At 59.4% G+C, this 20201-nt stretch carries 22 protein-coding genes; 12 read left to right on the top strand and 10 right to left on the bottom strand.

Annotated elements, in window-relative coordinates; translation table 11 throughout:
- Nucleotides 1-170: 170 nt before the first annotated feature.
- The 6 genes from FHK92_RS12530 to FHK92_RS12505 all read left to right on the top strand — a co-directional run bounded on the left by FHK92_RS12530 (nucleotide 171) and on the right by FHK92_RS12505 (nucleotide 5551).
- Nucleotides 171-1664, top strand: a complete 1494-nt coding sequence (locus tag FHK92_RS12530; protein WP_181288344.1) for an acetyl-CoA hydrolase/transferase family protein — start codon at nucleotides 171-173, stop codon at nucleotides 1662-1664.
- 319 nt (nucleotides 1665-1983) lie between these two features.
- Nucleotides 1984-2199, top strand: coding sequence for a DUF1127 domain-containing protein (locus FHK92_RS12525; RefSeq protein WP_181288343.1), 216 nt, complete (start codon nucleotides 1984-1986; stop codon nucleotides 2197-2199).
- A gap of 317 nt (nucleotides 2200-2516) precedes the next feature.
- On the top strand, nucleotides 2517-2834 hold the full coding sequence (locus tag FHK92_RS12520) for a DUF2388 domain-containing protein (RefSeq protein WP_181288342.1): 318 nt from the start codon (nucleotides 2517-2519) through the stop codon (nucleotides 2832-2834).
- A gap of 106 nt (nucleotides 2835-2940) precedes the next feature.
- The gene (locus FHK92_RS12515) at nucleotides 2941-3246 is read left to right on the top strand and encodes a DUF2388 domain-containing protein (RefSeq protein WP_181288341.1); all 306 of its coding nucleotides are present in this window, start codon (nucleotides 2941-2943) and stop codon (nucleotides 3244-3246) included.
- A 26-nt stretch (nucleotides 3247-3272) separates the two neighbouring features.
- Entirely contained in the window at nucleotides 3273-3593 is a 321-nt protein-coding gene (locus FHK92_RS12510) for a DUF2388 domain-containing protein (RefSeq protein WP_003187020.1), read from the top strand.
- A complete protein-coding gene (locus FHK92_RS12505; protein ID WP_181288340.1) occupies nucleotides 3590-5551 on the top strand; it encodes a DUF7844 domain-containing protein in 1962 nt (653 codons plus the stop codon). Before FHK92_RS12510 ends, FHK92_RS12505 begins: the two co-directional genes overlap by 4 nt.
- Before the next feature lie 94 nt (nucleotides 5552-5645).
- On the opposite strand, the gene trpA is transcribed toward FHK92_RS12505, so the two are convergent.
- Together trpA and trpB are read right to left on the bottom strand one after the other, a co-directional pair.
- On the bottom strand, nucleotides 5646-6458 hold the full coding sequence (trpA, locus tag FHK92_RS12500; protein ID WP_181288339.1) for a tryptophan synthase subunit alpha: 813 nt from the start codon (nucleotides 6456-6458) through the stop codon (nucleotides 5646-5648).
- On the bottom strand, nucleotides 6458-7690 hold the full coding sequence (gene trpB, locus FHK92_RS12495; RefSeq protein WP_181288338.1) for a tryptophan synthase subunit beta: 1233 nt from the start codon (nucleotides 7688-7690) through the stop codon (nucleotides 6458-6460). The genes trpA and trpB overlap by 1 nt, the downstream gene beginning before the upstream one ends.
- 112 nt (nucleotides 7691-7802) lie before the next feature.
- Here trpB and FHK92_RS12490 point away from each other — a divergent pair, with 112 nt between their 5' ends.
- Nucleotides 7803-8696, top strand: coding sequence for a LysR family transcriptional regulator (locus tag FHK92_RS12490; RefSeq protein ID WP_181288337.1), 894 nt, complete (start codon nucleotides 7803-7805; stop codon nucleotides 8694-8696).
- Here FHK92_RS12490 and FHK92_RS12485 read toward each other — a convergent pair.
- A complete protein-coding gene (locus FHK92_RS12485; RefSeq protein ID WP_030139182.1) occupies nucleotides 8693-9019 on the bottom strand; it encodes a DUF883 family protein in 327 nt (108 codons plus the stop codon). The genes FHK92_RS12490 and FHK92_RS12485 overlap by 4 nt on opposite strands.
- Before the next feature lie 156 nt (nucleotides 9020-9175).
- Here FHK92_RS12485 and FHK92_RS12480 point away from each other — a divergent pair, with 156 nt between their 5' ends.
- Nucleotides 9176-9391, top strand: coding sequence for a dodecin (locus tag FHK92_RS12480; protein ID WP_003177209.1), 216 nt, complete (start codon nucleotides 9176-9178; stop codon nucleotides 9389-9391).
- Nucleotides 9392-9504: 113 nt separating this feature from the next.
- A complete protein-coding gene (locus tag FHK92_RS12475; protein WP_181288336.1) occupies nucleotides 9505-9726 on the top strand; it encodes a DUF1161 domain-containing protein in 222 nt (73 codons plus the stop codon).
- A gap of 51 nt (nucleotides 9727-9777) precedes the next feature.
- Here the strand turns inward: FHK92_RS12475 and FHK92_RS12470 are convergent, their stop codons facing one another.
- The gene (locus FHK92_RS12470; protein ID WP_181288335.1) at nucleotides 9778-10779 is read right to left on the bottom strand and encodes an LLM class flavin-dependent oxidoreductase; all 1002 of its coding nucleotides are present in this window, start codon (nucleotides 10777-10779) and stop codon (nucleotides 9778-9780) included.
- A 235-nt stretch (nucleotides 10780-11014) separates the two neighbouring features.
- Here FHK92_RS12470 and FHK92_RS12465 point away from each other — a divergent pair, with 235 nt between their 5' ends.
- Together FHK92_RS12465 and FHK92_RS12460 are read left to right on the top strand one after the other, a co-directional pair.
- Nucleotides 11015-11446, top strand: coding sequence for an OsmC family protein (locus tag FHK92_RS12465; protein ID WP_181288334.1), 432 nt, complete (start codon nucleotides 11015-11017; stop codon nucleotides 11444-11446).
- A gap of 139 nt (nucleotides 11447-11585) precedes the next feature.
- Entirely contained in the window at nucleotides 11586-11819 is a 234-nt protein-coding gene (locus FHK92_RS12460) for a DUF1161 domain-containing protein (protein WP_181288333.1), read from the top strand.
- Between the two features lie 6 nt (nucleotides 11820-11825).
- Here FHK92_RS12460 and FHK92_RS12455 read toward each other — a convergent pair whose 3' ends face one another.
- Together FHK92_RS12455 and FHK92_RS12450 are read right to left on the bottom strand one after the other, a co-directional pair.
- Entirely contained in the window at nucleotides 11826-12254 is a 429-nt protein-coding gene (locus FHK92_RS12455) for a PA0061/PA0062 family lipoprotein (protein WP_181288332.1), read from the bottom strand.
- 40 nt (nucleotides 12255-12294) lie between these two features.
- The gene (locus FHK92_RS12450) at nucleotides 12295-12708 is read right to left on the bottom strand and encodes a PA0061/PA0062 family lipoprotein (protein ID WP_181288331.1); all 414 of its coding nucleotides are present in this window, start codon (nucleotides 12706-12708) and stop codon (nucleotides 12295-12297) included.
- A gap of 58 nt (nucleotides 12709-12766) precedes the next feature.
- On the opposite strand from FHK92_RS12450, the gene FHK92_RS12445 reads away from it, so the two are divergent.
- On the top strand, nucleotides 12767-13858 hold the full coding sequence (locus FHK92_RS12445) for an aminopeptidase (protein ID WP_181288330.1): 1092 nt from the start codon (nucleotides 12767-12769) through the stop codon (nucleotides 13856-13858).
- A gap of 317 nt (nucleotides 13859-14175) precedes the next feature.
- Here the strand turns inward: FHK92_RS12445 and FHK92_RS12440 are convergent, their stop codons facing one another.
- The 4 genes from FHK92_RS12440 to icmH form a co-directional block, all read right to left on the bottom strand.
- Nucleotides 14176-15051 carry a serine/threonine-protein kinase gene (locus tag FHK92_RS12440; protein WP_258232659.1) on the bottom strand — a complete coding sequence of 292 codons (876 nt, stop codon included), beginning with the start codon at nucleotides 15049-15051 and terminating at the stop codon, nucleotides 14176-14178.
- Between the two features lie 83 nt (nucleotides 15052-15134).
- Nucleotides 15135-15863, bottom strand: a complete 729-nt coding sequence (locus FHK92_RS12435) for a PP2C family protein-serine/threonine phosphatase (protein WP_181288329.1) — start codon at nucleotides 15861-15863, stop codon at nucleotides 15135-15137.
- Nucleotides 15863-19321 carry a type VI secretion system membrane subunit TssM gene (gene tssM / locus FHK92_RS12430; RefSeq protein WP_181288328.1) on the bottom strand — a complete coding sequence of 1153 codons (3459 nt, stop codon included), beginning with the start codon at nucleotides 19319-19321 and terminating at the stop codon, nucleotides 15863-15865. The genes FHK92_RS12435 and tssM overlap by 1 nt, the downstream gene beginning before the upstream one ends.
- A gap of 13 nt (nucleotides 19322-19334) precedes the next feature.
- Nucleotides 19335-20198 carry a type IVB secretion system protein IcmH/DotU gene (icmH, locus tag FHK92_RS12425; RefSeq protein WP_181288327.1) on the bottom strand — a complete coding sequence of 288 codons (864 nt, stop codon included), beginning with the start codon at nucleotides 20196-20198 and terminating at the stop codon, nucleotides 19335-19337.
- Nucleotides 20199-20201: the final 3 nt, after the last annotated feature.

The following is a 20201-nucleotide window of genomic DNA, read 5'->3' as shown; positions in this document are numbered from 1 at the left end:
ACTTGTCGAGGCGTTTTGATTTGTATCAAGGCAAAACTTTACCGATCCGGTAACAATGTTTTGCCTGAAACGCCCGTAATAGACGCCTTAAATGCGACTTTTGTAGCGGGTCGGGCTCGACGCGAATTCTCTAGACTGCGCATCCAGTTTCTTGCCCGAGATAACCATCCATGTACCTTGATCGCATCCGCCTGCCTTCGTTGTTGAATAAAGTGATGAGCGCTGCCGAAGCAGCCTTGTTGATTGAAGACGGCATGACCGTCGGCATGAGCGGCTTTACCCGCGCCGGAGAAGCGAAGGCTGTGCCTCACGCACTGGCTGAACGCGCCAAGGTTACCCCGCTGAAAATCAGCCTGATGACCGGCGCAAGCCTGGGCAACGACCTCGACAAGGAACTCACCGAAGCGGGTGTATTGGCGCGGCGCATGCCCTTCCAGGTAGACAGTACCCTGCGCAAGGCCATTAACGCGGGCGAGGTGATGTTCATCGACCAGCATCTCTCGGAAACTGTCGAACAACTGCGCAACGGCCAGCTCAAGCTGCCCGATGTTGCCGTGATCGAAGCCGTGGCCATCACTGAACAAGGCCATATCGTGCCAACCACATCGGTAGGCAATTCGGCGAGCTTCGCGATTTTCGCCCGGCAAGTGATTGTCGAGATCAACCTGGCCCACAATCCTGACCTGGAAGGTCTGCATGACATCTATATACCGAGCTACCGTCCGACCCGCTTGCCGATCCCCCTGGTAAAAGTCAACGACCGAATCGGCAGCACTGCCATCCCGATTCCTCCCGAGAAAATCGCCGCCATCGTCATAACCCAGCAGGCAGACTCCCCTTCGACCGTATTGCCGCCGGACGATGACACCCAGGCGATTGCCAACCACCTGATCGACTTCTTCAAACAGGAAGTCGCGGCCGGCCGCATGACCAACAAGCTCGGCCCTCTGCAGGCAGGTATCGGTAATATAGCCAATGCCGTGATGTGCGGGTTGATCGACTCCCCGTTCGAAGACTTGACCATGTACTCCGAGGTATTGCAGGACTCTACGTTCGACCTGATCGATGCCGGCAAACTGAGTTTCGCTTCTGGCAGCTCCATCACCCTGTCGGCTCGACGCAACGCGGACGTGTTCGGAAATCTGGAAAGGTACAAGGACAAATTGGTCCTGCGGCCGCAGGAAATATCCAACCATCCTGAGGTCGTGCGCCGCCTGGGCATCATCGGTATCAACACCGCTCTGGAGTTCGACCTGTACGGCAACGTCAACTCGACCCATGTGTGCGGCACACGGATGATGAACGGCATCGGCGGCTCGGGGGATTTCGCCCGTAATGCCCACTTGGCTATTTTCGTCACCAAGTCGATTGCCAAGGGCGGCGCCATTTCCAGTGTCGTGCCAATGGTCAGCCACGTGGACCATACCGAGCACGACGTCGACATCCTGGTGACCGAGATCGGCCTGGCCGACCTGCGAGGCTTGGCGCCAAGGGAGCGAGCCCGAGTGGTCATCGACAACTGCGTACACCCATCCTACCGCCAAGCGTTGAATGACTATTTCGAAGCCGCGTGTGCCTTGGGTGGGCATACCCCGCATATCCTGCGAGATGCACTGAGCTGGCACCTGAACCTTGAGGAAACGGGGCGCATGGTGGCTGTCTGACACAGCTGGATCAGTGCAATTGTGAATACAGTTTTGGTTGCGGCCTGCCACCTGCGCAAAAATCCGAAAAAACTGTACTGCTGTACCGGTGTTTTCTTACAGTCTTTTCTTATAAAACGCCCAGCCAAACGTAAATTTGCACCAATATCGTGCATATAGGTACAGTTGCCTCAATATCGACCAGTACACCGCTCTTTAACAGTTAACTGGTCTCTCACATTACAAGTGAACTGTATCTAGAGAGACTGGCTAAACGAGAGGATCATGGGCACCAGTTAAACCACTACCTAATCCCGCCACAAGCGGAAGGATGTCAACCATGGAACGTACACTCAGTTCCGAGCTGTTTTTCGAAGACAAAGCTGAAAAAAACCAGGCTTCCATGCCTCTTCGCGTTATTGCCAACCTGATGTTGTGGCAGCGTCGCATTGCCAGCCGTCACCAACTGGCTCGTTTGGATTCGCGCCTGCTGGCTGATGCCGGTATCAGCGAAGCACAACGCTACGAAGAGCTGAGCAAGCCGTTCTGGCGCTAACTCAGCGTCGCTGGCCCTGACCCCCGGGTCCACCGCCAGCACCGAATTGAACAAACAAGACCCGTCGTGGGAAACCACGACGGGTTTTGTCGTTTCAGGGCCCTGATTAGCAGGACAATAACAGTTAACGGCCTTTTACAAATAAACCAGTACAGTTTTAAAAAGCACTTGGCATTGAAGCGCCGCACGCTAAAAGCACATTGCAAAGCTGCCAGCGAACCGTGTTCTGTCCTAATATCGAGGCGAACGTGGCGAAGCAAGCCAGTCTCTCCTTTCAGCTACATGCACCTGCACCCTCATATCCAAGGAGTCTCATCATGATCCGTCTTCGCCTGCTCAGCGCAGCGGCCCTGTTGGCCGTAGCCGCCCATTCCAATGCCAGCAGCTTTATCGTCACCACTGACTCTATCGTAGGCGCACTCAAGGCCACATCCGACGTAACCTCCGATGCGACTTCGTCGCTGCGAGACAACAAGATCGTCCAGGCCGCCCGAGACGACGCGGCAAGCTTCGTCGCCAGCAACGGCGCGATTCGCGGCGTGAAGCTGGAGAGCGCCCTCGATTACATCCGCCAGCAGGCACCGCAGCTCAACGCAACCGATGCACAGCTGGCCCAGGCCATCCTGGCCATTTGATGGAACATGAAACATCGGGCGCCAAAAGGTGTTCCGATGTTTCAACGCTGGCTCTGGCCCGCTGGTTTGCGCTAGCCTTCAGGCTCGCCATCAACCGTCGAGTCCCATGCGTTTTTACCAACATCTGTTCGTCTCGTTCTGTATCGCTACATGCTGGGCTGCCCCGGCCCATGCTTTCGACGTGTCCACCCAGCAAGTGGTAGCCAGCGGTTATGCCACAAGCCTGGTGACCTCCGCGCCCTTCGACAATAAACTGGTCGCTGCCGCTCGCGATGACGCAGCGGCATTTGTGGCCAGTGACGGACAGTTGCGAAGTGCGCAGTTGGAGTCGGCCCTGGATTACCTGCGCCGGACCCAACCAAAACTTCACGTCGGCGACCTTGAACTGGCACAAGCAATTCTCGTCCAATAGTTATCTTCATTTTCCGGAGTCGTTCCATGCGTAGCCCGCTGATTGCTGCCGCCCTAGGCCTGCTGGTGTTGGCCGATGTGGCCCAGGCACACACCCTGGTAGCCACCAGTAACATCATCGTTCGCGCCTCCCAGCGCACGATCGATTTCACATCCGACACCACTACTTCCATCCGTGATTCGAAAATCGTCCGCGAAGCCCACGACGACGCGGCCAGCTTCGTCGCCAGCAATGGCGAAATTCGTGGTGCTCATCTCGAAGCCGCTTTCGACACCTTGCGTACCCGGGTACCGGAAGCCCGTGACGCCAGCGACCAGGTTCTCGCCGAAGCCATCCTCGCATTGTGAGGCGGCTCGCCGCCTGGCTGATGGCCGGGGTCATGCTGCTCATGGGCGGCAACGCCCAGGCCGGCCTGCAGCTACACCTCAATGGCGACGGGCTGAGCCCGGCGCAACAGCAGGCCAGCCAGGCGCTGCTCGATGAAGCCATGCAGGCGTTGCCCCCGCGCTTCATCGAGCGACTGGATCGGCGCATCGATGTCGGTTGGACTGACCAGATGCCCGCCAATGCCTACGGCCAGGCTTCGCTGGTGTCGCAACTGGATCTCAACCGAAACCTGTTGGACAGCCTCACCGACGGCAGCGCTGCCACGCAAAAGACCCAGCGTCCCCACGGCACGGTACGGCGTGAAATGCTTGCCACCGTCCTGCACGAATTGACCCACATTTATGACCGCTCGCGCCTATGGCCGAGTGCCGAGCGCGCGCTGATCCAACGCTGTACCCGACGCGACGACAGTGCCGGATTGATCGGCCTGCCGGATGAGTGTCGGGGCCAGAATGGCCGTCGCTTCACGCTCAGCGATGATCCGCGCCTGCTTGATCTCGCGGGCTGGCCGCAATATGTCGGCCGTCGCGGTGAACGGGAACAGCACAACCGCCAGGTCGCCCGCAGCCCAGACCTCTACGAGACGAGCAGTCCCAAGGAATTTGTCGCGGTCAACATGGAGTACTTTCTCCTGGACCCGAGCTATGCCTGCCGACGCCCCGCCCTGTATCGCTATTACCAGGAACACTTCGGTTGGGCGCCGGCCGCCAAGGACAGCTGCGCCAAGTCGTTTGCGTTTCTCAACGCCGGCAACGATTTCGCCAAGACGCCTCTCGGCAAGGTGGATCCGGAACGCGTCTATGCCATCGACTACCTATTGGCCGAAGCCAACCAGAACTGGGTCAGCCGTTGGGGCCACAGCATGCTCCGGCTGGTGATCTGCGCGCCGGGCCGACCGCGTGGACCAGACTGCCGATTGGATCTCGATCAACATCTGGTGCTGTCGTACCGCGCCTTCGTAGGCGACGTTCAACTATCGAGTTGGGATGGCCTGGTAGGCAAATACCCGTCGCGCCTATTCGTACTGCCGCTGGCCCAGGTGATCGACGAATATACCAAGACCGAACTGCGCAGCCTGGCGTCGGTACCCCTCAAGCTGTCGCGCACAGAGATCGAGGAAACGGTCGAGCATGCTGCCGAAATGCACTGGAGCTATGACGGCAACTATTACTTCCTGTCCAATAATTGCGCGGTGGAAAGCCTGAAGTTATTGCGCAGCGGCAGTAACAATGAACAACTCAAGGGCTTGGACAGCATCATGCCCAACGGTTTGCTGGAAGTGCTCAAAGGCCGTGGCCTGGCCGACACCAGTGTGCTGGACGATCCCAAGGAGGCCTTGCGTCTGGGTTACCGTTTCGACTCGTTCCGCGAGCGCTACCAGGCCATGTTCGACGTATTGAAAAAACGTCTGCCCATCCAGCAACAAACCGTCGAAGACTGGCTCGCACTGGACGCCGCCGAACGCCGCGTCTGGTTTGAGCAAGCCGATCTGCGCACCAGTGCTGCACTGCTTTTGCTGGAACAGGCCAGCTTCCGTCGACAATTGCTGTTGGCCCAGGATGAAGTCAAGCAGCGCTACCTCGGGGCCCGTGAACTTCAGAACGGCGGCATGGAGCGAGCTAACGCGACATTGCAACAGATCCTCGCCAACAGCGGCTTCCTGAGCCGTCCGGCCGAACTGCTGGGCAGCACTGGCTACGGCTTGCCACAGCCCGGCGAATGGCAGCGACTGGAATCGGAAAGCAGCCTGCGCCAGAAACAGCTTCAAACGCTGACCGGCGACCTGGATAAAGAAGTCCGCGCCCTCCTTGAGCCGAGCCGCGCCGCTGAAATTGCTGCGAGCGAGGCCAATGTGAAAGAAATCGGCGAGCATTTGCGCAAGCTGCACAAGGCTGGAGGCGGACTGGAGCTGCCCTGATTGTGAGAGGGAGCCGCTCAAGTACCTATCAACGAAAAGGGGTTCGGAACCAGATTCCGAACCCCTTTTTCGTTGCTGAAAGCCGAATCGTGAATCAGCTACAACGCGCCTTGCGCACGCCATCAGCCAAAGCGGCACACAGGCTCAGCACCCCATCGATCGCCTGTTCCGACGTATCGGCACTGGCGATATGGTCGATCAGCGCAGAGCCAACCACTACCCCGTCAGCCAACCGCGCAATGGCTGCCGCCTGCTCCGGCGTGCGGATACCGAAACCAATGCTGATCGGCAAATCGGTATGGCGACGCAGGCGAGCAACAGCTTCCTCCACATGCTCCAGTGTCGCGGCGCCGGCACCGGTCACGCCGGCGACCGACACGTAGTACACAAAACCGGAACTGCCATTGAGCACAGTGGGCAAACGCACATCATCCGTGGTTGGCGTGGTCAGGCGGATAAAGTCCAAGCCCGCAGCCTGGGCCGGTTCGCACAGTTCGCTGTTGTGCTCAGGCGGCATGTCCACGACGATCAAGCCATCAACGCCAGAGTCCAACGCTTCGCCAATGAAACGCTGCACGCCATAACGGTGGATCGGGTTGAAGTAACCCATCAGCACCAGCGGCGTCTCGGCATTGTCCTTGCGGAACTCACGAACCATTTGCAGGGTTTTCGCCAGGTTCTGCTGGGCCCCCAAGGCGCGGATGTTCGCCAACTGGATCGCTGGGCCGTCGGCCATCGGGTCAGTGAACGGCATGCCCAACTCGATGACATCGGCGCCAGCGCCAGGCAAGCCCTTGAGGATCGCCAGCGAGGTGTCGTAGTCGGGGTCGCCAGCCGTGACGAAAGTTACCAGGGCGGCGCGGTTCTGTTCCTTGAGTTCGGCAAAACGGGTTTGCAGGCGGCTCATCAGTGTTTCTCCTGCTGGGACTGTTCCATGTGGTGCATCACGGTTTGCATGTCTTTGTCGCCACGACCGGACAGGTTGACCACCATCAGGTGATCCTTGGGCAGGTTTGGCGCACGCTTGAACACTTCGGCCAAGGCATGGGCACTTTCCAGGGCAGGAATAATCCCTTCCAGGCGGCAGCACTTATGGAACGCTTCCAACGCTTCCGCGTCGGTGACCGAGGTGTATTGGACGCGGCCAATGTCGTGCAACCAGGCATGTTCAGGGCCGATGCCGGGGTAATCGAGGCCGGCGGAGATCGAATGAGCGTCGATGATCTGGCCGTCTTCATCCTGTAACAAGAAGGTACGGTTGCCGTGCAATACGCCTGGAACACCGCCGTTCAGGCTCGCCGCATGCTTGCCGGTCTCGATGCCGTAGCCCGCCGCTTCGACGCCGATGATTTCGACGCTCTTGTCATCCAGGAATGGATGAAACAGGCCCATGGCGTTGGAGCCGCCACCGATGCACGCCACCAAGCTGTCCGGCAGACGACCTTCCTGGGCTTGCAGTTGATCGCGGGTTTCCTTGCCGATCACGGCTTGGAAATCGCGGACCATCGCTGGATAAGGGTGTGGGCCGGCGACGGTGCCGATCAGGTAGAACGTACTGTCGACGTTTGTCACCCAGTCGCGCAGTGCATCGTTCATCGCATCCTTGAGGGTGCCAGTACCGGCGACCACCGGGATGACTTCGGCGCCGAGCAGTTTCATGCGAAACACGTTGGCCTGCTGACGTTCGATGTCGGTGGTGCCCATGTAGATCACGCAATCGAGACCAAAACGCGCGGCCACGGTGGCCGTCGCCACGCCGTGCATGCCGGCGCCGGTCTCGGCGATGATGCGTTTCTTGCCCATGCGCCGCGCCAGCAGGATCTGACCGATGCAGTTGTTGATCTTGTGCGCGCCGGTGTGGTTCAGCTCTTCGCGCTTGAGGTAGATTTTTGCACCGCCACAGTATTCAGTCAGGCGTTCGGCGAAATACAGCGGGCTGGGACGACCGACATAATCCCGTTGGAAGTAGGCCAATTCCTCGATGAACGCAGGATCTTCCTTCGCCACTTCGTATTCACGGGCCAGATCAAGGATCAGCGGCATCAGCGTTTCCGCGACATAACGGCCGCCGAACGCGCCAAACAGGCCGTTGGCATCAGGACCGCTGCGCAGGTTGAAGGGGGTCGTAGGCTGGGTCATCAGGCGCTCCAGGCAAATGCGTAGAAAGACAATGAGGCTCACTCTACCCCTGACATCCCGTCCTGAAAACCGATAAGATCGCCGCAACTTGTCAGGAAAACTCACAGATACCATGAGCCGCGACCTGCCTCCCCTCAATGCCTTGCGCGCCTTCGAAGCCACCGCCCGCCTGAACAGCGTAAGCCAGGCGGCAGAACAGCTTCACGTCACCCACGGCGCCGTCAGTCGTCAATTGAAGGTGCTGGAAGAACACTTGGGTGTCAGCTTGTTCAGCAAGGAAGGGCGAGGCCTGAAACTCACAGATGCAGGCGTGCGTCTGCGCGACGCCAGTGCCGACGCATTCGAACGCCTGCGCACTGTTTGCGCCGAACTCACGCAAAGCACGGCGGATGCCCCGTTCGTGCTGGGCTGCTCGGGAAGCTTGTTGGCGCGTTGGTTCATTCCTCGACTTGGCAGGTTGAATGCCGATCTGCCCGACTTGCGCTTACACCTGTCCGCTGGCGAAGGCGACCTCGACCCGAGACGCCCGGGGCTGGATGCTCTGCTGGTATTCGCCGAACCGCCCTGGCCGGCCGACATGCAAGTGTACGAACTGACCAGCGAACGGATCGGCCCGGTGATCAGTCCGCGTTACGCCGAATTCACCCGTTTATGCAACGCACCCGCCAGCGAGTTGCTGGGCGAACCGCTCTTGCACACCACCTCCCGCCCCCAGGCCTGGCCAACTTGGGCACAGCAAAACGCCCTTGAACCCCAGGCGCTGAAGTTCGGGCAAGGTTTCGAGCATTTGTATTATTTACTGGAAGCTGCCGTGGCCGGGCTCGGCGTGGCAATCGCACCCGAGCCGCTGGTGGCCGAGGACCTTCGTGCCGGTCGCCTGGTCGCGCCGTGGGGTTTTAGTGAAACCTCGGCGCGGCTGGCGTTGTGGCTGCCCAAGCGCGCCGCGGACGGGCGCGCCCGGCAATTGGCGCAATGGCTCAGGCAAGAGCTGAACCCATCGAATTAGTCACCGCGCTTGCACAACAAGTAAGCGGCCAGCAGACCCAGCGCGCCAACTGCAACGCCGGCCGTGGTCCAAGGGTGTTCCTGAGCGTAGTCGCGCGTGGCGATCCCGGTTTCACGGGTTTTCACCTTGACCTCTTCATACGCATCGCTGAGCAGATGCCGGGAATGTTTCAGCGCATTCTCGGCGTTTGCCTTGAGCGACTTGAGGGTTCTACGCGACTCGTCCGACGCGTCGTCCTTCAGGCTTTCCAACGACTTGAGCAGACTCTCGATCTCCGCTTCCATGCTTTGCAACGAGGCTTTGCGTAACGAAGTGCTGGCCATGGTGGCTCTCTCCTGCAGTGGTTGAGTAGCGTGTGTGGATTGGGACTGCGGCCGTTTGGGAAAGTGCAGTAAATCTGAACTTTCCAAGCGCAAACGGCGCCACATGTAAGGCGAAAAATCGCTGCTAGGCTGTTACAGACAACCAAGGAGAACGTCATGAGTGATCACCACACGTACAAGAAGGTCGAGCTGGTCGGCTCGTCTCCCACCAGCATTGAAGATGCCATCAACAATGCCTTGGCCGAGGCCAGCAAAAGCCTCAAGCACCTGGAATGGTTCGAAGTCACCGAAACCCGCGGTCACATCGAAAACGGTCGGGCTGCGCATTTCCAGGTAACCATCAAGGTCGGGTTCCGGATCGCCAACAGCTGAGTGCTTTGAACTTGCACACTGGCGGAGTGCCATAGGGAATGGCGATGCGCTATGGTTGATGCGTCGCGCCTTTGCGATACCTCTCTATTTGATCCGACCAAGGAGTGCGAGCGATGAAGAAGTGGATGGTGGCCCTGGGATTGCTGAGCCTTGCGGGTACCACCTTTGCGGCCGGCAAGCCCTGCGAAGAGCTGAAAAGCGAAATCGCGGCGAAGCTTGAAGCCAAAGGTGTGTCGGGTTATACGCTGGAAGTTGTAGAGAAAGGCGCAGCGGCCGACGGAAAAGTCGTCGGCACCTGTGAGGGCGGTTCGAAGGAAATCGTCTACAAGAAATAACTGCTGAATATCAAAGCCGACGCACCGCGTCGGCTTTTTTATGGCCGCGACTCAGCCTTTCATGACCTGCGCCAGCAGCTCATATGAGTGCAGGCGGTCAGTGTGTTCATACAGGTCGCTGGTGAAAATCAGCTCATCGGCCTGGGTCTGCTCGATCAAGACTTCCAACTTGGCGCGGATTTTCTGCGGGCTGCCGATCATAGCCAGGCCAAGGAAGTCGCCCACGGCTTCTTTCTCATGGGGCAACCACAGACCATTCATGGTTTCCACTGGCGGGCGCTGCACCAGGCTCTGGCCGCGCATCAACGCCAGGATCCGCTGGTACACCGACGTTGCCAGGTAATCGGCCTGTTCATCGGTATCCGCTGCGACCAGCGGTACGCCGAGCATGACGTAAGGCTTGTCCAGTACCGCCGACGGCTTGAAGTGGTTGCGATAGATACGAATCGCCTCATGCATGAAGCGCGGTGCGAAATGGGAGGCGAATGCGTAGGGCAAACCGCGCTCTCCCGCCAGTTGCGCACTGAACAGGCTCGAACCCAACAGCCACACCGGTACATTGGTACCCGTACCGGGCATGGCGATGATGCGTTGGTCCGGGGTTCGCGGGCCGAGGTAACGCATCAGTTCAGCCACGTCATCAGGGAAGTCATCGGCGCTGCCGGAGCGCTCGCGACGAAGGGCACGGGCGGTCATCTGGTCCGAACCCGGCGCCCTGCCCAACCCGAGGTCGATCCGGCCCGGAAAGAGGCTCTCCAGCGTGCCGAACTGCTCGGCGATCACCAACGGCGCATGATTGGGCAGCATGACCCCGCCGGAGCCGACGCGGATGGTCGACGTGCCTCCCGCCAGATAGCCGAGCAAAACCGCCGTCGCGGAGCTGGCGATGCCGTCCATGTTGTGGTGCTCGGCCACCCAGAAACGGGTGTAGCCATACTTTTCCACGTGCTGCGCCAGATCCAGGGAGTTGCGCAAGGACTGGGCGGCATTGCCATCAGCGCGGACGGGCACAAGGTCGAGGGTTGAAAACTTCACTTCGGACAGCTGTTTCATGGGCCGGCATCTCCAACGGCGTACGAGCTTTCCTATGGGCGAAAGCCTGCCGTTTCTCTAGGTGTGTCCTAAGAATGTGGGCATATACCCGAGTTTCAATAGTAGCGAAGAATTTTCCTACTAAATTGGTCGACTAATCGGCCGGGTGAACTTTATCGACCGGTCTATCCTCACAATCCTGGCACTGAAAAATACCCAGGCGCGAACCCTCGCGCCGGATCATGAGGAGGCACACATGGCTATCGTCAAGAAAGCATCGGCTCACTGGGAAGGTGACCTGAAGACCGGCATCGGCTCCATCTCCACGGAAACCGGCGTGTTGCGCGAAGCGCCCTATGGTTTCAAGGCCCGTTTCGAAGGCGGCAAGGGCACCAACCCGGAAGAATTGATCGGCGCGGCCCATGCGGGCTGCTTTTCCATGGCCTTTTCGATGATCCTCGGCGACGCCGGGCTCAAGGCCGACAGCATCGACACCAACGCTGAAGTGACCCTGGACCAGGTCGATGGCGGCTTTGCGATCACCGCCATCAAGCTGATCCTCAAGGCCAAGATCCCCGGCGCCAGCCAACAGCAATTCGAAGAGCTGAGCAACAAGGCCAAGGAAGGTTGCCCGGTGTCCAAGGTGCTCAACGCCAAGATCACCCTGGAGGCGACGCTGGTGAGTTGATGGGCCGGGAAGACCGCAGCCAGCCAAAGGCTGCGGTCTTCTTCGATTCGCGAGCTATTTACCCGAAGACAATTGTGATCGAATGCAAGCCTGCAGTTTCAGCGCACAGGCAGTGCGCGCTGTATCGAGGAATTCGAGCATGAAACGATTTGCCCTGGCCGTCGTCGGTTGCGTATTGGCCACTTCGGTCCTCGCGGCCCCCAAGCCCTGCGAAGAACTCAAGACCGAGATCGAAGCCAAGATCCAGGCCCAGGGCGTCACGTCCTACACCCTGGAAATCGTCACCAATGACGAAGTCCACGACCAGAACATGGTGGTGGGCACTTGCGAGAATGGCACCAAGAAAATCATCTACCAGAAGAACGACCGCTAGGCTGCGCTACATCAGGCAATTGGCTTGTCGATCCTCGGCAACGATTTCGCGCTTGGCGTTATAGAGCCGGGCGCTTGGGGAATACGCCAGGTTGCGAGCTTCCAGGCGATAACGCTGGCCGGCCTCGAAGTGCTCGTAGCGGATGATCAGGTAGCAGAGCCGCTCTTTCGGTTCGCTCATCATGCCCAGCCCCCCGCCTCCGCCAGGCACCTCGAAGTCGAAGCGCACCTCCAACTCGTGGCTACCCGGCGAGACCTGGAAGAAACGTCCATCCTGCAGGCGCTTGCCATCCAGCCGTTCAGCCATCAGCAACCTGCCGCCCGGCATTGGGGTGGCAAAATCGACCCAAGCCATGTTCGGGTCCAACGGGGGCAGTGGGCTCGTTGTGCATCCGTTCAACGTCACAAGGGCCAAAAACAGCGTGGTCAGGCGCATGGCGAATAATCCTGAAGTCAGGCGCCGAGCATAGCGCCAATCAGCTTTGCTGACAGCCCGCCGGCATGCCTTGGCCCACCACTTTGCGCTGCTGGTCGTAAAGCTTGGCCCACGGACGGAAGCCGATGCTGCCCGCCTGCAACTGATAGCGCTGGCCCGCATTGAAATCCTTGAATTTCACGTTCAACCGGCAATCACGCCACAGCGGCTCGGCATTCGGGCCGATGTTGCCGGGCTCCACGGCAAATTGATAACGCACCGTCAGCTCATGGCTGCCGGGTTGCACTTCAAAATAACGCCGGTCGATGGAGGCTTTGTCATCGACTTCCAAGGCTTGCAGCGCGGTGTCCTGATGGTTACCGAGGTCAATCCACGCTTGAGAAGGATCGGGATTCGGCAAACCGGCACAACCGGTCAGCAGCAACAGGCCACTTGTCAGCATTAACACGCGCATAGCGAAGCTCCGGGCAGGCGAGATAGTCTGGGGGCAGACTTCCCAGGATGATTCCAAATTGATCAGGCAGCGTTCACGCCATCGGTTACTCGACCGTGTTTTCCGGATTTTGTTTCCAGCCTTCCTGCTTTTGTTACTCAACGGTTGTGCAAGCGTTGGCTATTACGGCCAGCTCGCCAGTGGACAACTGCGACTGCTGCAAGCCCGGGAACCGATCGACCGCGTCATTGCCGACCCCGCCCGCGATCCAAAATTGCGCGCACACCTGAGCCAGGCACTTGAGGCGCGGGCATTCGCCAGCGCACACCTGCACCTGCCCGAAAACAAAAGTTATCGCCTGTACGCGGACATCGGCCGCCCCTTTGTCGTCTGGAACGTCTTCGCCACCCCGGAGTTTTCCCTGGCCCCGCAAAACCACTGTTTCCCCATCGCCGGTTGCGTGGCGTATCGCGGCTATTACAGCCAGGACGCCGCCCGAGGCGAGGCCGCGTTGCAGCGCTTGCAGGGCATGGATGTGTCGATCGGTGGTGTAGAGGCCTATTCGACATTGGGCTGGTTCAACGACCCGATTTTGAGTTCGATGCTGCACTGGGGCGACGAGCGCCTGGCGACGCTGATCTTTCATGAACTGGCGCACCAGCGCTTCTACGTGAAGGACGACACGGCATTCAACGAATCCTTCGCCACCTTCGTCGAACAGGAAGGCACCCGCCAATGGCGCGCCCATCGCGGGCTGGCGCCAGACAATGGCGACCCATTGCGCCAGCGCGACCAGTTCATCCAACTGATCCTCGACACCCGCCAACGCCTGGAAACCCTCTACGCCCAGCCCCTGTCGGCCGAACAGATGCGCCAGCGCAAGGCAGAGGAATTCGAACGCCTGCGCAACGACTACGAACGCGTGCGCGACGGCCAATGGGCTGGCGACAAGCGCTATGACGCCTGGATCTATGCACCTTTGAACAACGCCCGCCTGTTGCCCTTCGGCCTGTACGACCAATGGGTGCCGGCGTTTGCGGCGCTGTTCAAGCGTGAGGGCGGGGATTGGCTGGCGTTTTATGGCGCGGTTGAAAAGCTCGGCCAGCTGACGGCTGATGAGCGCAAGGCAGCTTTGGAGGCATTGGCTCCGCCCAAAACTGCGAACGATTGAACGGGCCTCATCGCGAAGCGCCAAGCAACTCGAAGAAGCAGCTACGCGCGCATTGGACTTTTATCTAAAGCCAGTAGCTGGCTGACCATGTGTTGGATAACGTCGACCCGCGATAGTCGCCGCACCATCAAACCCCGTGGCGAGGGAGCTTGCTCCCGCTCGGTTGCGCAGCGACCGCAAGATTTTAGGGCCGCTACGCAGCCCAGCGGGAGCAAGCTCCCTCGCCACGGAGCGCATTCATGTTGAGAACTCCGTAGATGACATGCCGCCGCTATCGAACGATGCATATCCAACTGAACGACAAACCCAACAGCCCTTCACCACCAAAAAGCTCCACCCGCCCACACCTCCCGCAACCGCGCGGCACTGATTCCGCGCCGCGCCGGATCAAACGCCAACGCCTCGCGCAACGCCACCCAGCAGCGCCGCGGCAGCTTTCTCGGTGCCTTGAGCTGGCGCTCCAGCCCGGTATCGCGCGCCTGGTTCGAAGGTAAACGTTGAAACGGATGTTTGCCGCACGCCAGTTCGTAGAGCACGCAAGCCAGGCTGTAGAGGTCGGCGCGTGCGCAGAGCGGTGCGCCTTCGAGCAATTCGGGGGCGGCGTAGCCTGGGGTCCAAGCGTTGAGGCGGTGGCGATTCAACGAGGGCAAGCCTTTCAACGGGCCTTTTTCAGCCAGGCCCAGGCCGAAATCAAACAAGCGCACACCGTCTTCACACACCATGACGTTGCTTGGCTTGATGTCACCGTGCAGCACGCCTCGGTCATGGGCATAGGCAAGAGCACCGAGCAGCGGCACGGCTATCATTTTCAATTCGGGCCAAGAGAGACCGAGGGGCCGTTCGCAAAGTAACTTGTCCAGCGTCATGCCGCGCATGAGTTCCATGGTGATAAAGGCAAGTCGGTGGGCGGCGTCCACTTCGAAAGTGAATGGACGCAATACGTTTGGATGCAGCAAGCGTCGAGTCAGGGCGAATTCGCTGTAAAGCAGCGAGCTCGCGTCAGGTGACCCGTCAAACACCCCGCTTAGCATCTTCAGTGCAATGTACGGATCCGGGTCACCGTACTGCTCATGAAGAAGGTCTCGGGCGCGATATACGACGCCCATGCCACCGGCTCCAAGCAAGCGTTCCAGGCGATAGCGTCCCGCGAGTATCTTCGGCGTTTCGCCGGCACAAGGTTGGCTCGGTTCCAGCGTAGGCGATGCATCGGTGGGGACGAAACAGGTCGGACGACACTCGCCGTCACGCGAGGTCGCTTGTGCCGATTCGAGGCTGTTCACGCGCCAATCACCACAGCCGTCAGGTTATCCCGCGCAGCGCCCCTCAAAACTCCCTCGAAAAGACGGTCGAGCACCTTTCCTGGAGACGGCAGGCTCATGGCGTCGCCAAGGGTTTGGCTATCCAGATCCTGATAAACACCATCGGTGCACAACAAGAATTTATCGCCACGCTGAACATCCAGTTCCAATATGCCGAGCCTCAACTCTTGCGAAGCGCCTATCGCTCTCGTCAACGCCTTCGCGGCGGGATGAGTATTTGCTTCGTCACGACTGAAGCGGCATTCAGCGATCATTTGCTCGCGCAGCGAGTGATCCCTGGACAGTTGGTATAAATGCCCACCGCGCCAGAGATAACAGCGGCTGTCGCCCGCCCAGACACATGCCGCACGGCGACCTTCCAACAATAGCGCCACCACCGTGCTGCCCATGATGCCGAGCGGATTTGCCGCCGTGACGGTCAGTTCCTGGCTCAACCGCCGATTGGTCCAACGCAGACATTGGCGCACGGCGTTCAAGCGCGCGTCGAAGTCTCGGTGCAGGGGCAGCTCGGCCAGATTGGCGATGATCAATTGACTGGCAATATCGCCGCCCGAGTGACCGCCCATTCCGTCCGCCACTGCCCATAGCCCCCGTTTCGGGCATTCCAGGAAAGCATCCTCGTTGCGCTGACGAACCTTGCCAGTGTCTGTCCGCGCAGCGCTACGCCAGTGGCTGGCATGATGCATCAGAGCTGCGCCGGCATTCTGAAAGTGCGCAGCACCGTCATATCGAAAGGGTTCGGTGTGCGCTGGCTCGTCAACAGGAAATTGGCCCGCAACCCGCCGAGATCGGCCTTGAGCACACGAACATCACGACCAGCCAGGTACTCGGCCTGCATTAAGTCGAACAGACGAAACAGCGACCACGGCCCGGTATTCTTTTCGATACCGACTCCCCGCCCACCGGCCATTCGATCCAATAGCAGGGAGGTCCGGCCGCCTTGCGCGTCAGTTGGCCAAGTGAAGGCCAACGGCTGTATAGGCCCGTGACGGTACTCCAGCGTCTTGTCGCCGAAACGAAATTCGGATCGACTCACGGCCGGGTCAAGTGTGTAGGGCTCAAGCTTGAACTGAATCTGTGGCTCGGCTGGATTGTCGATAAAAAAACCCTGGCGGATCGTATGGGCCGCCGCCATTTGATCCAGATAGGTTCTGGACATTGGCAAGCTCTGCCCGTCGAAGCTACGCAGACGGTAGTTTCCAGGGGTACCGCTGACGAAAGGCCGCATATAACTTTCGAAGAATCGGTCGACGATGCCCTGGTCCTTGAAGAACTCTCGAAAATCATTGATCGCGACGTCACTGGCACTGTGTGCGCTGAACGGATACCGCTTGCCGATTGCCTTGCGATAAAAACCGTACAGTTCGCCCTGGTAGCGCTGGTTAAGGTGACGGTACGAGTCACTCAGTACGATGCGCCAGCCATCGTCGGCCAACCCGTTGAACCACCCTTCGAACGGGCGCGGCAAACGAGTCGACGCGCTACGCAGGTTACTCAGCGCATCTCGCTGACCACCCATGCGACGCTTCGCCAATTCGAATGCGGCTTGCTCCGGATCACTGGCCCGGGCCAGGGGCGCCAACTGCGCATGGGTGTCTTCGAGCGCTTGCAAGGCCAAGGTCAGGTCCACAGAGGGGCTATTGTCAGGCTCAAGCAAGCGGTGCAACGGTTCGAAACGCCGTCGAAGGGATTTTTGTCCGCTATCCGGCAATGAGGTCGCCAACGAATCGACGCGTTGCACGGCCGCAGACACAAGCTGCGTAACGGTACTGTCGCTGTTTCCGGGCGTTTGCACCGGCTTGTCCACGGGTTCGACAAGGCCTTGGATGCGTGTGTGTTCACGTACCTGCACCAGCAATCGCAGGACTGGCGACTGGGCTGATGTCAGCCCCGCCAGTAGGTCGGCCATCTCGCCTGCGTTGTGCGTCGTTTGCAAGGTGACCCGTCCGATTGCTTCGCTCCAATGGTCGGCATAATCACGGAAATAAAACTGTTCGAGCTCGACCAGGAGCTGGCGCATGTCTTTTCCGCTGAGGCTCGCGCCTTCACCCAGGACCCAATTGTCCCGTAGCAACCCGCTGATCAGCCGGGTGCCTTGAGTTGAAAAATGTTGCTCGTAACCCTGTCGGGTATAAAAACCCGGGATGACACGATCAGTGCCAACCAGCAATGTCCCTTGGGGACCAAGGTATTGGTCGAGGCTGTATCTCGGCAAGTGGCTTGCCTGCTCCCGCAGCATCCGATAAACGACTGTAGCCTGGGACTCACTGCGCAACGCGTCCCGTGCCTGGGCCACGAGCGGCTGGTTGATCTCCAAGACGAAAGGCTGTTCCAGCAAACGCTCGAAATGGTCCTTCAAACCGTTTTGCACCGCCTCGTTACCGGGATAGCGCAGCGACCATTCTCGAGTGACCCAGTCCATGAGCCAAGGGTGATCGCGACGTTCGGGCTGGGCCAGCATCAAGTACGCGCGCAGGCTGTCGAGCAGATTTTCGCGCTCACTCAAGCGGCCGTGGATGTGCTCTTCCAACATCTGCGCAACCTGGGGCAGGAGCTGCGTCTTTAATTCCCGCTCATAAGCACCAAGCACTGCGGAACTGGCCGCCTCCCCTTGGTACAAACCGATGCGCTCGTACAACGGCACAGCCTTGGCAGGTGGAAAAACCTCCGTTGCCTTGAAACGGATATCAAGCGATTCGAGCATCCCGACGGGATCATAGTTCGCCCCCAGCGCCGGACGATGCAGATCCCAACGTTGCGCCAACGTTCGCAGATGTTCCAGACGCTCATGATTAGCCCTGTAACCATTTGCCCACAACCCTCCGAACAACCCGAGGGTGGTGAGCGCACCGAGGTAGATAGCGTGCCGCCGCCAATCAATGCGGCTTCGCTCACGCTGATCGGGGCCCGCCAAATCGGCCTCCGGGAAAATGACTCGGGTGAACAGATGATGGATGAATTGTCCGTTGCCCGTTTCACGTGGTTGCGATGCCTGTCCGCCTGCCAGGCGAGATGACGCGGCAGCGCTGGTCAGATAGAACCCTCGTAGCGGACACGCCTCGCCCCTGAAAGCCAGCTCGAACAGCAGGCACAGGTGAGGTCCGAGCTGCGCCAGTTGTTGTGGGAAATCCAGGACGAGGCCACGGCATTCACTGTCGCGCTCCTGGTGCAAACGCAGGAGCAACTGGCTATTGAGCCTCTGCAACAGCGCCTCGAACTCGCCACGCAACATGGCCATGTCGCAACCGCGCTGCGCCCCACTGAAGCTCGCCCCCAACACCTGATCGGCTTCCTCACGCGTCAGCGAATCGAAGAACTCATTGAAGCCAGGGATGGTGTCCGCCTTGCTGAGCACCAGGTAAATCGGCACGTTGGCGCGCAGTTGTCGTTGAATCTCCTGCACACGGCTACGAATCTGGCCGGCCAGGTCGATGACGTCTTCCTCACAACCCTGCAATAGGACTTCAGCCGGCACCGCCACCAGCACACCATTGAGGGGACGACCCCGGCGGTCTCGACGCAGAAGGTCGAGCAAGACGCTCCAGGCGCTACCATCCACCTGTTTATCCGTCTGGGTCAGATAGCGACCGGCGGTGTCCATCAACACCGCTTGTTCGGAACAATACCAGTCGCAATCACGGGTACCGGTCCTGTCGAGCAGGGGCTTTCGTTCAACGCCATCGAACGCAAATTCGAGGCCTGAACGCTCCAGCAGGCTGGTCTTGCCGCTGGCGGTCGGGCCAATCAGCAAATACCAGGGCAAGTCCTCGAGGCTGCGTTTCCCGCCACCGGGATAGACGCTTGGAAATGTTCTCTGCGCCCTCTTGAAGCGCGAGCGAATTTCTCGCCGTTCATCGTCGACCCTGGCCTGGCCAAGCGTGCGAGACGGGTCGGGATCGGGTTGGCTGGGAGATTTTATCTTCCCGGATCGCTCGTTGAAGAAAACCATACCCAGGCCCCACGCCAGCAACAACAGGCTGATCGTCAACAAGCGCGCCGTCGGAGATGCCCAGAATTTATGATCGTCGATCGCCAGCAACGGCCCGAAAAACCAGACCAGCCCTGCCGTACAAAGCGCACATGACAACGTCCAGACCCAAGTCTGGCGCAGACCGGCCCCCACTTTTCTGAAAAGCGATTTCATGACACGTCCCTGTTTACGGCTGCGCTTGAACCACAGCCGGCTCTAGTAATTGATAGGGTTGCAGGATGCTTTCGCGCTGCTCGTCCAACACCCACGCGAAGCCCGCGTACATCACACCCAGACAAGCCAGGGTAAAAAACGCCACGGTCCAGGCAGGAACAACCCGCACCGGACGGCGAGGTGGGGCAACGAGCCCTTCCCAACGGGGTGAAAGTTGGCGCGGTGCATCGCCGCGTACCTGACGGATCGAGCGATACAGCGCGTCGCGGATGCCAACGAGCTCGAACCCCCCGCGTGCCTGGACCCGATATTTGCCCTCAAAGCCCAAAGACAGGCAAAGATAAAGCAGCTCCAGCATGTGCAAATGCTTCACCGGATCTTTCAACAAGCGATCAAGCAATTGGAAAACTTTTTCGCCGCCGAACGTTTCATTGTGAAAGGTGCTGAGCAGGCTGATTTGCGACCAACCGCTGCCGTATCCCCACGACGTGACGACGACGGCCTCATCAAGCACCGTGCACAGCACGTAACGAGCAGCGACCACCTCGCTTTGCTCGACGTTGGCGTGCAACGCCAAGGCTTCGAACTGCTTCAACTCCAAGGTCAATTCCTGCTTGAGGTCATTCAGGTCTGCGCGCTCGCGGCCCCGCTTGAGCGACATCATCTGGGCCAACAACCCCGACGCAGCCTCCACCAGGGGATTAAGGCTGGTCACGAACCTTCGGGACCGTGGCTGGCGTGCGGCATAAATCATTCGATCTTCCAGCTGTTCGATACGCGGCGGCGCGGCAGCGTCGGTCAAAGGACCCGAAGCCGGGCGCTGTCCGTGAAAATCGAGCAGGACGGTAATGTCGTCTTGAGGCATGTCCTTATCCATGTC

The organism is Pseudomonas brassicacearum subsp. neoaurantiaca, assembly GCF_013608025.1.
Classification (GTDB): domain Bacteria; phylum Pseudomonadota; class Gammaproteobacteria; order Pseudomonadales; family Pseudomonadaceae; genus Aquipseudomonas.
Note: the sequence above shows the minus strand (reverse complement) of the source record. Positions and strands in the feature narration are given on the sequence as shown.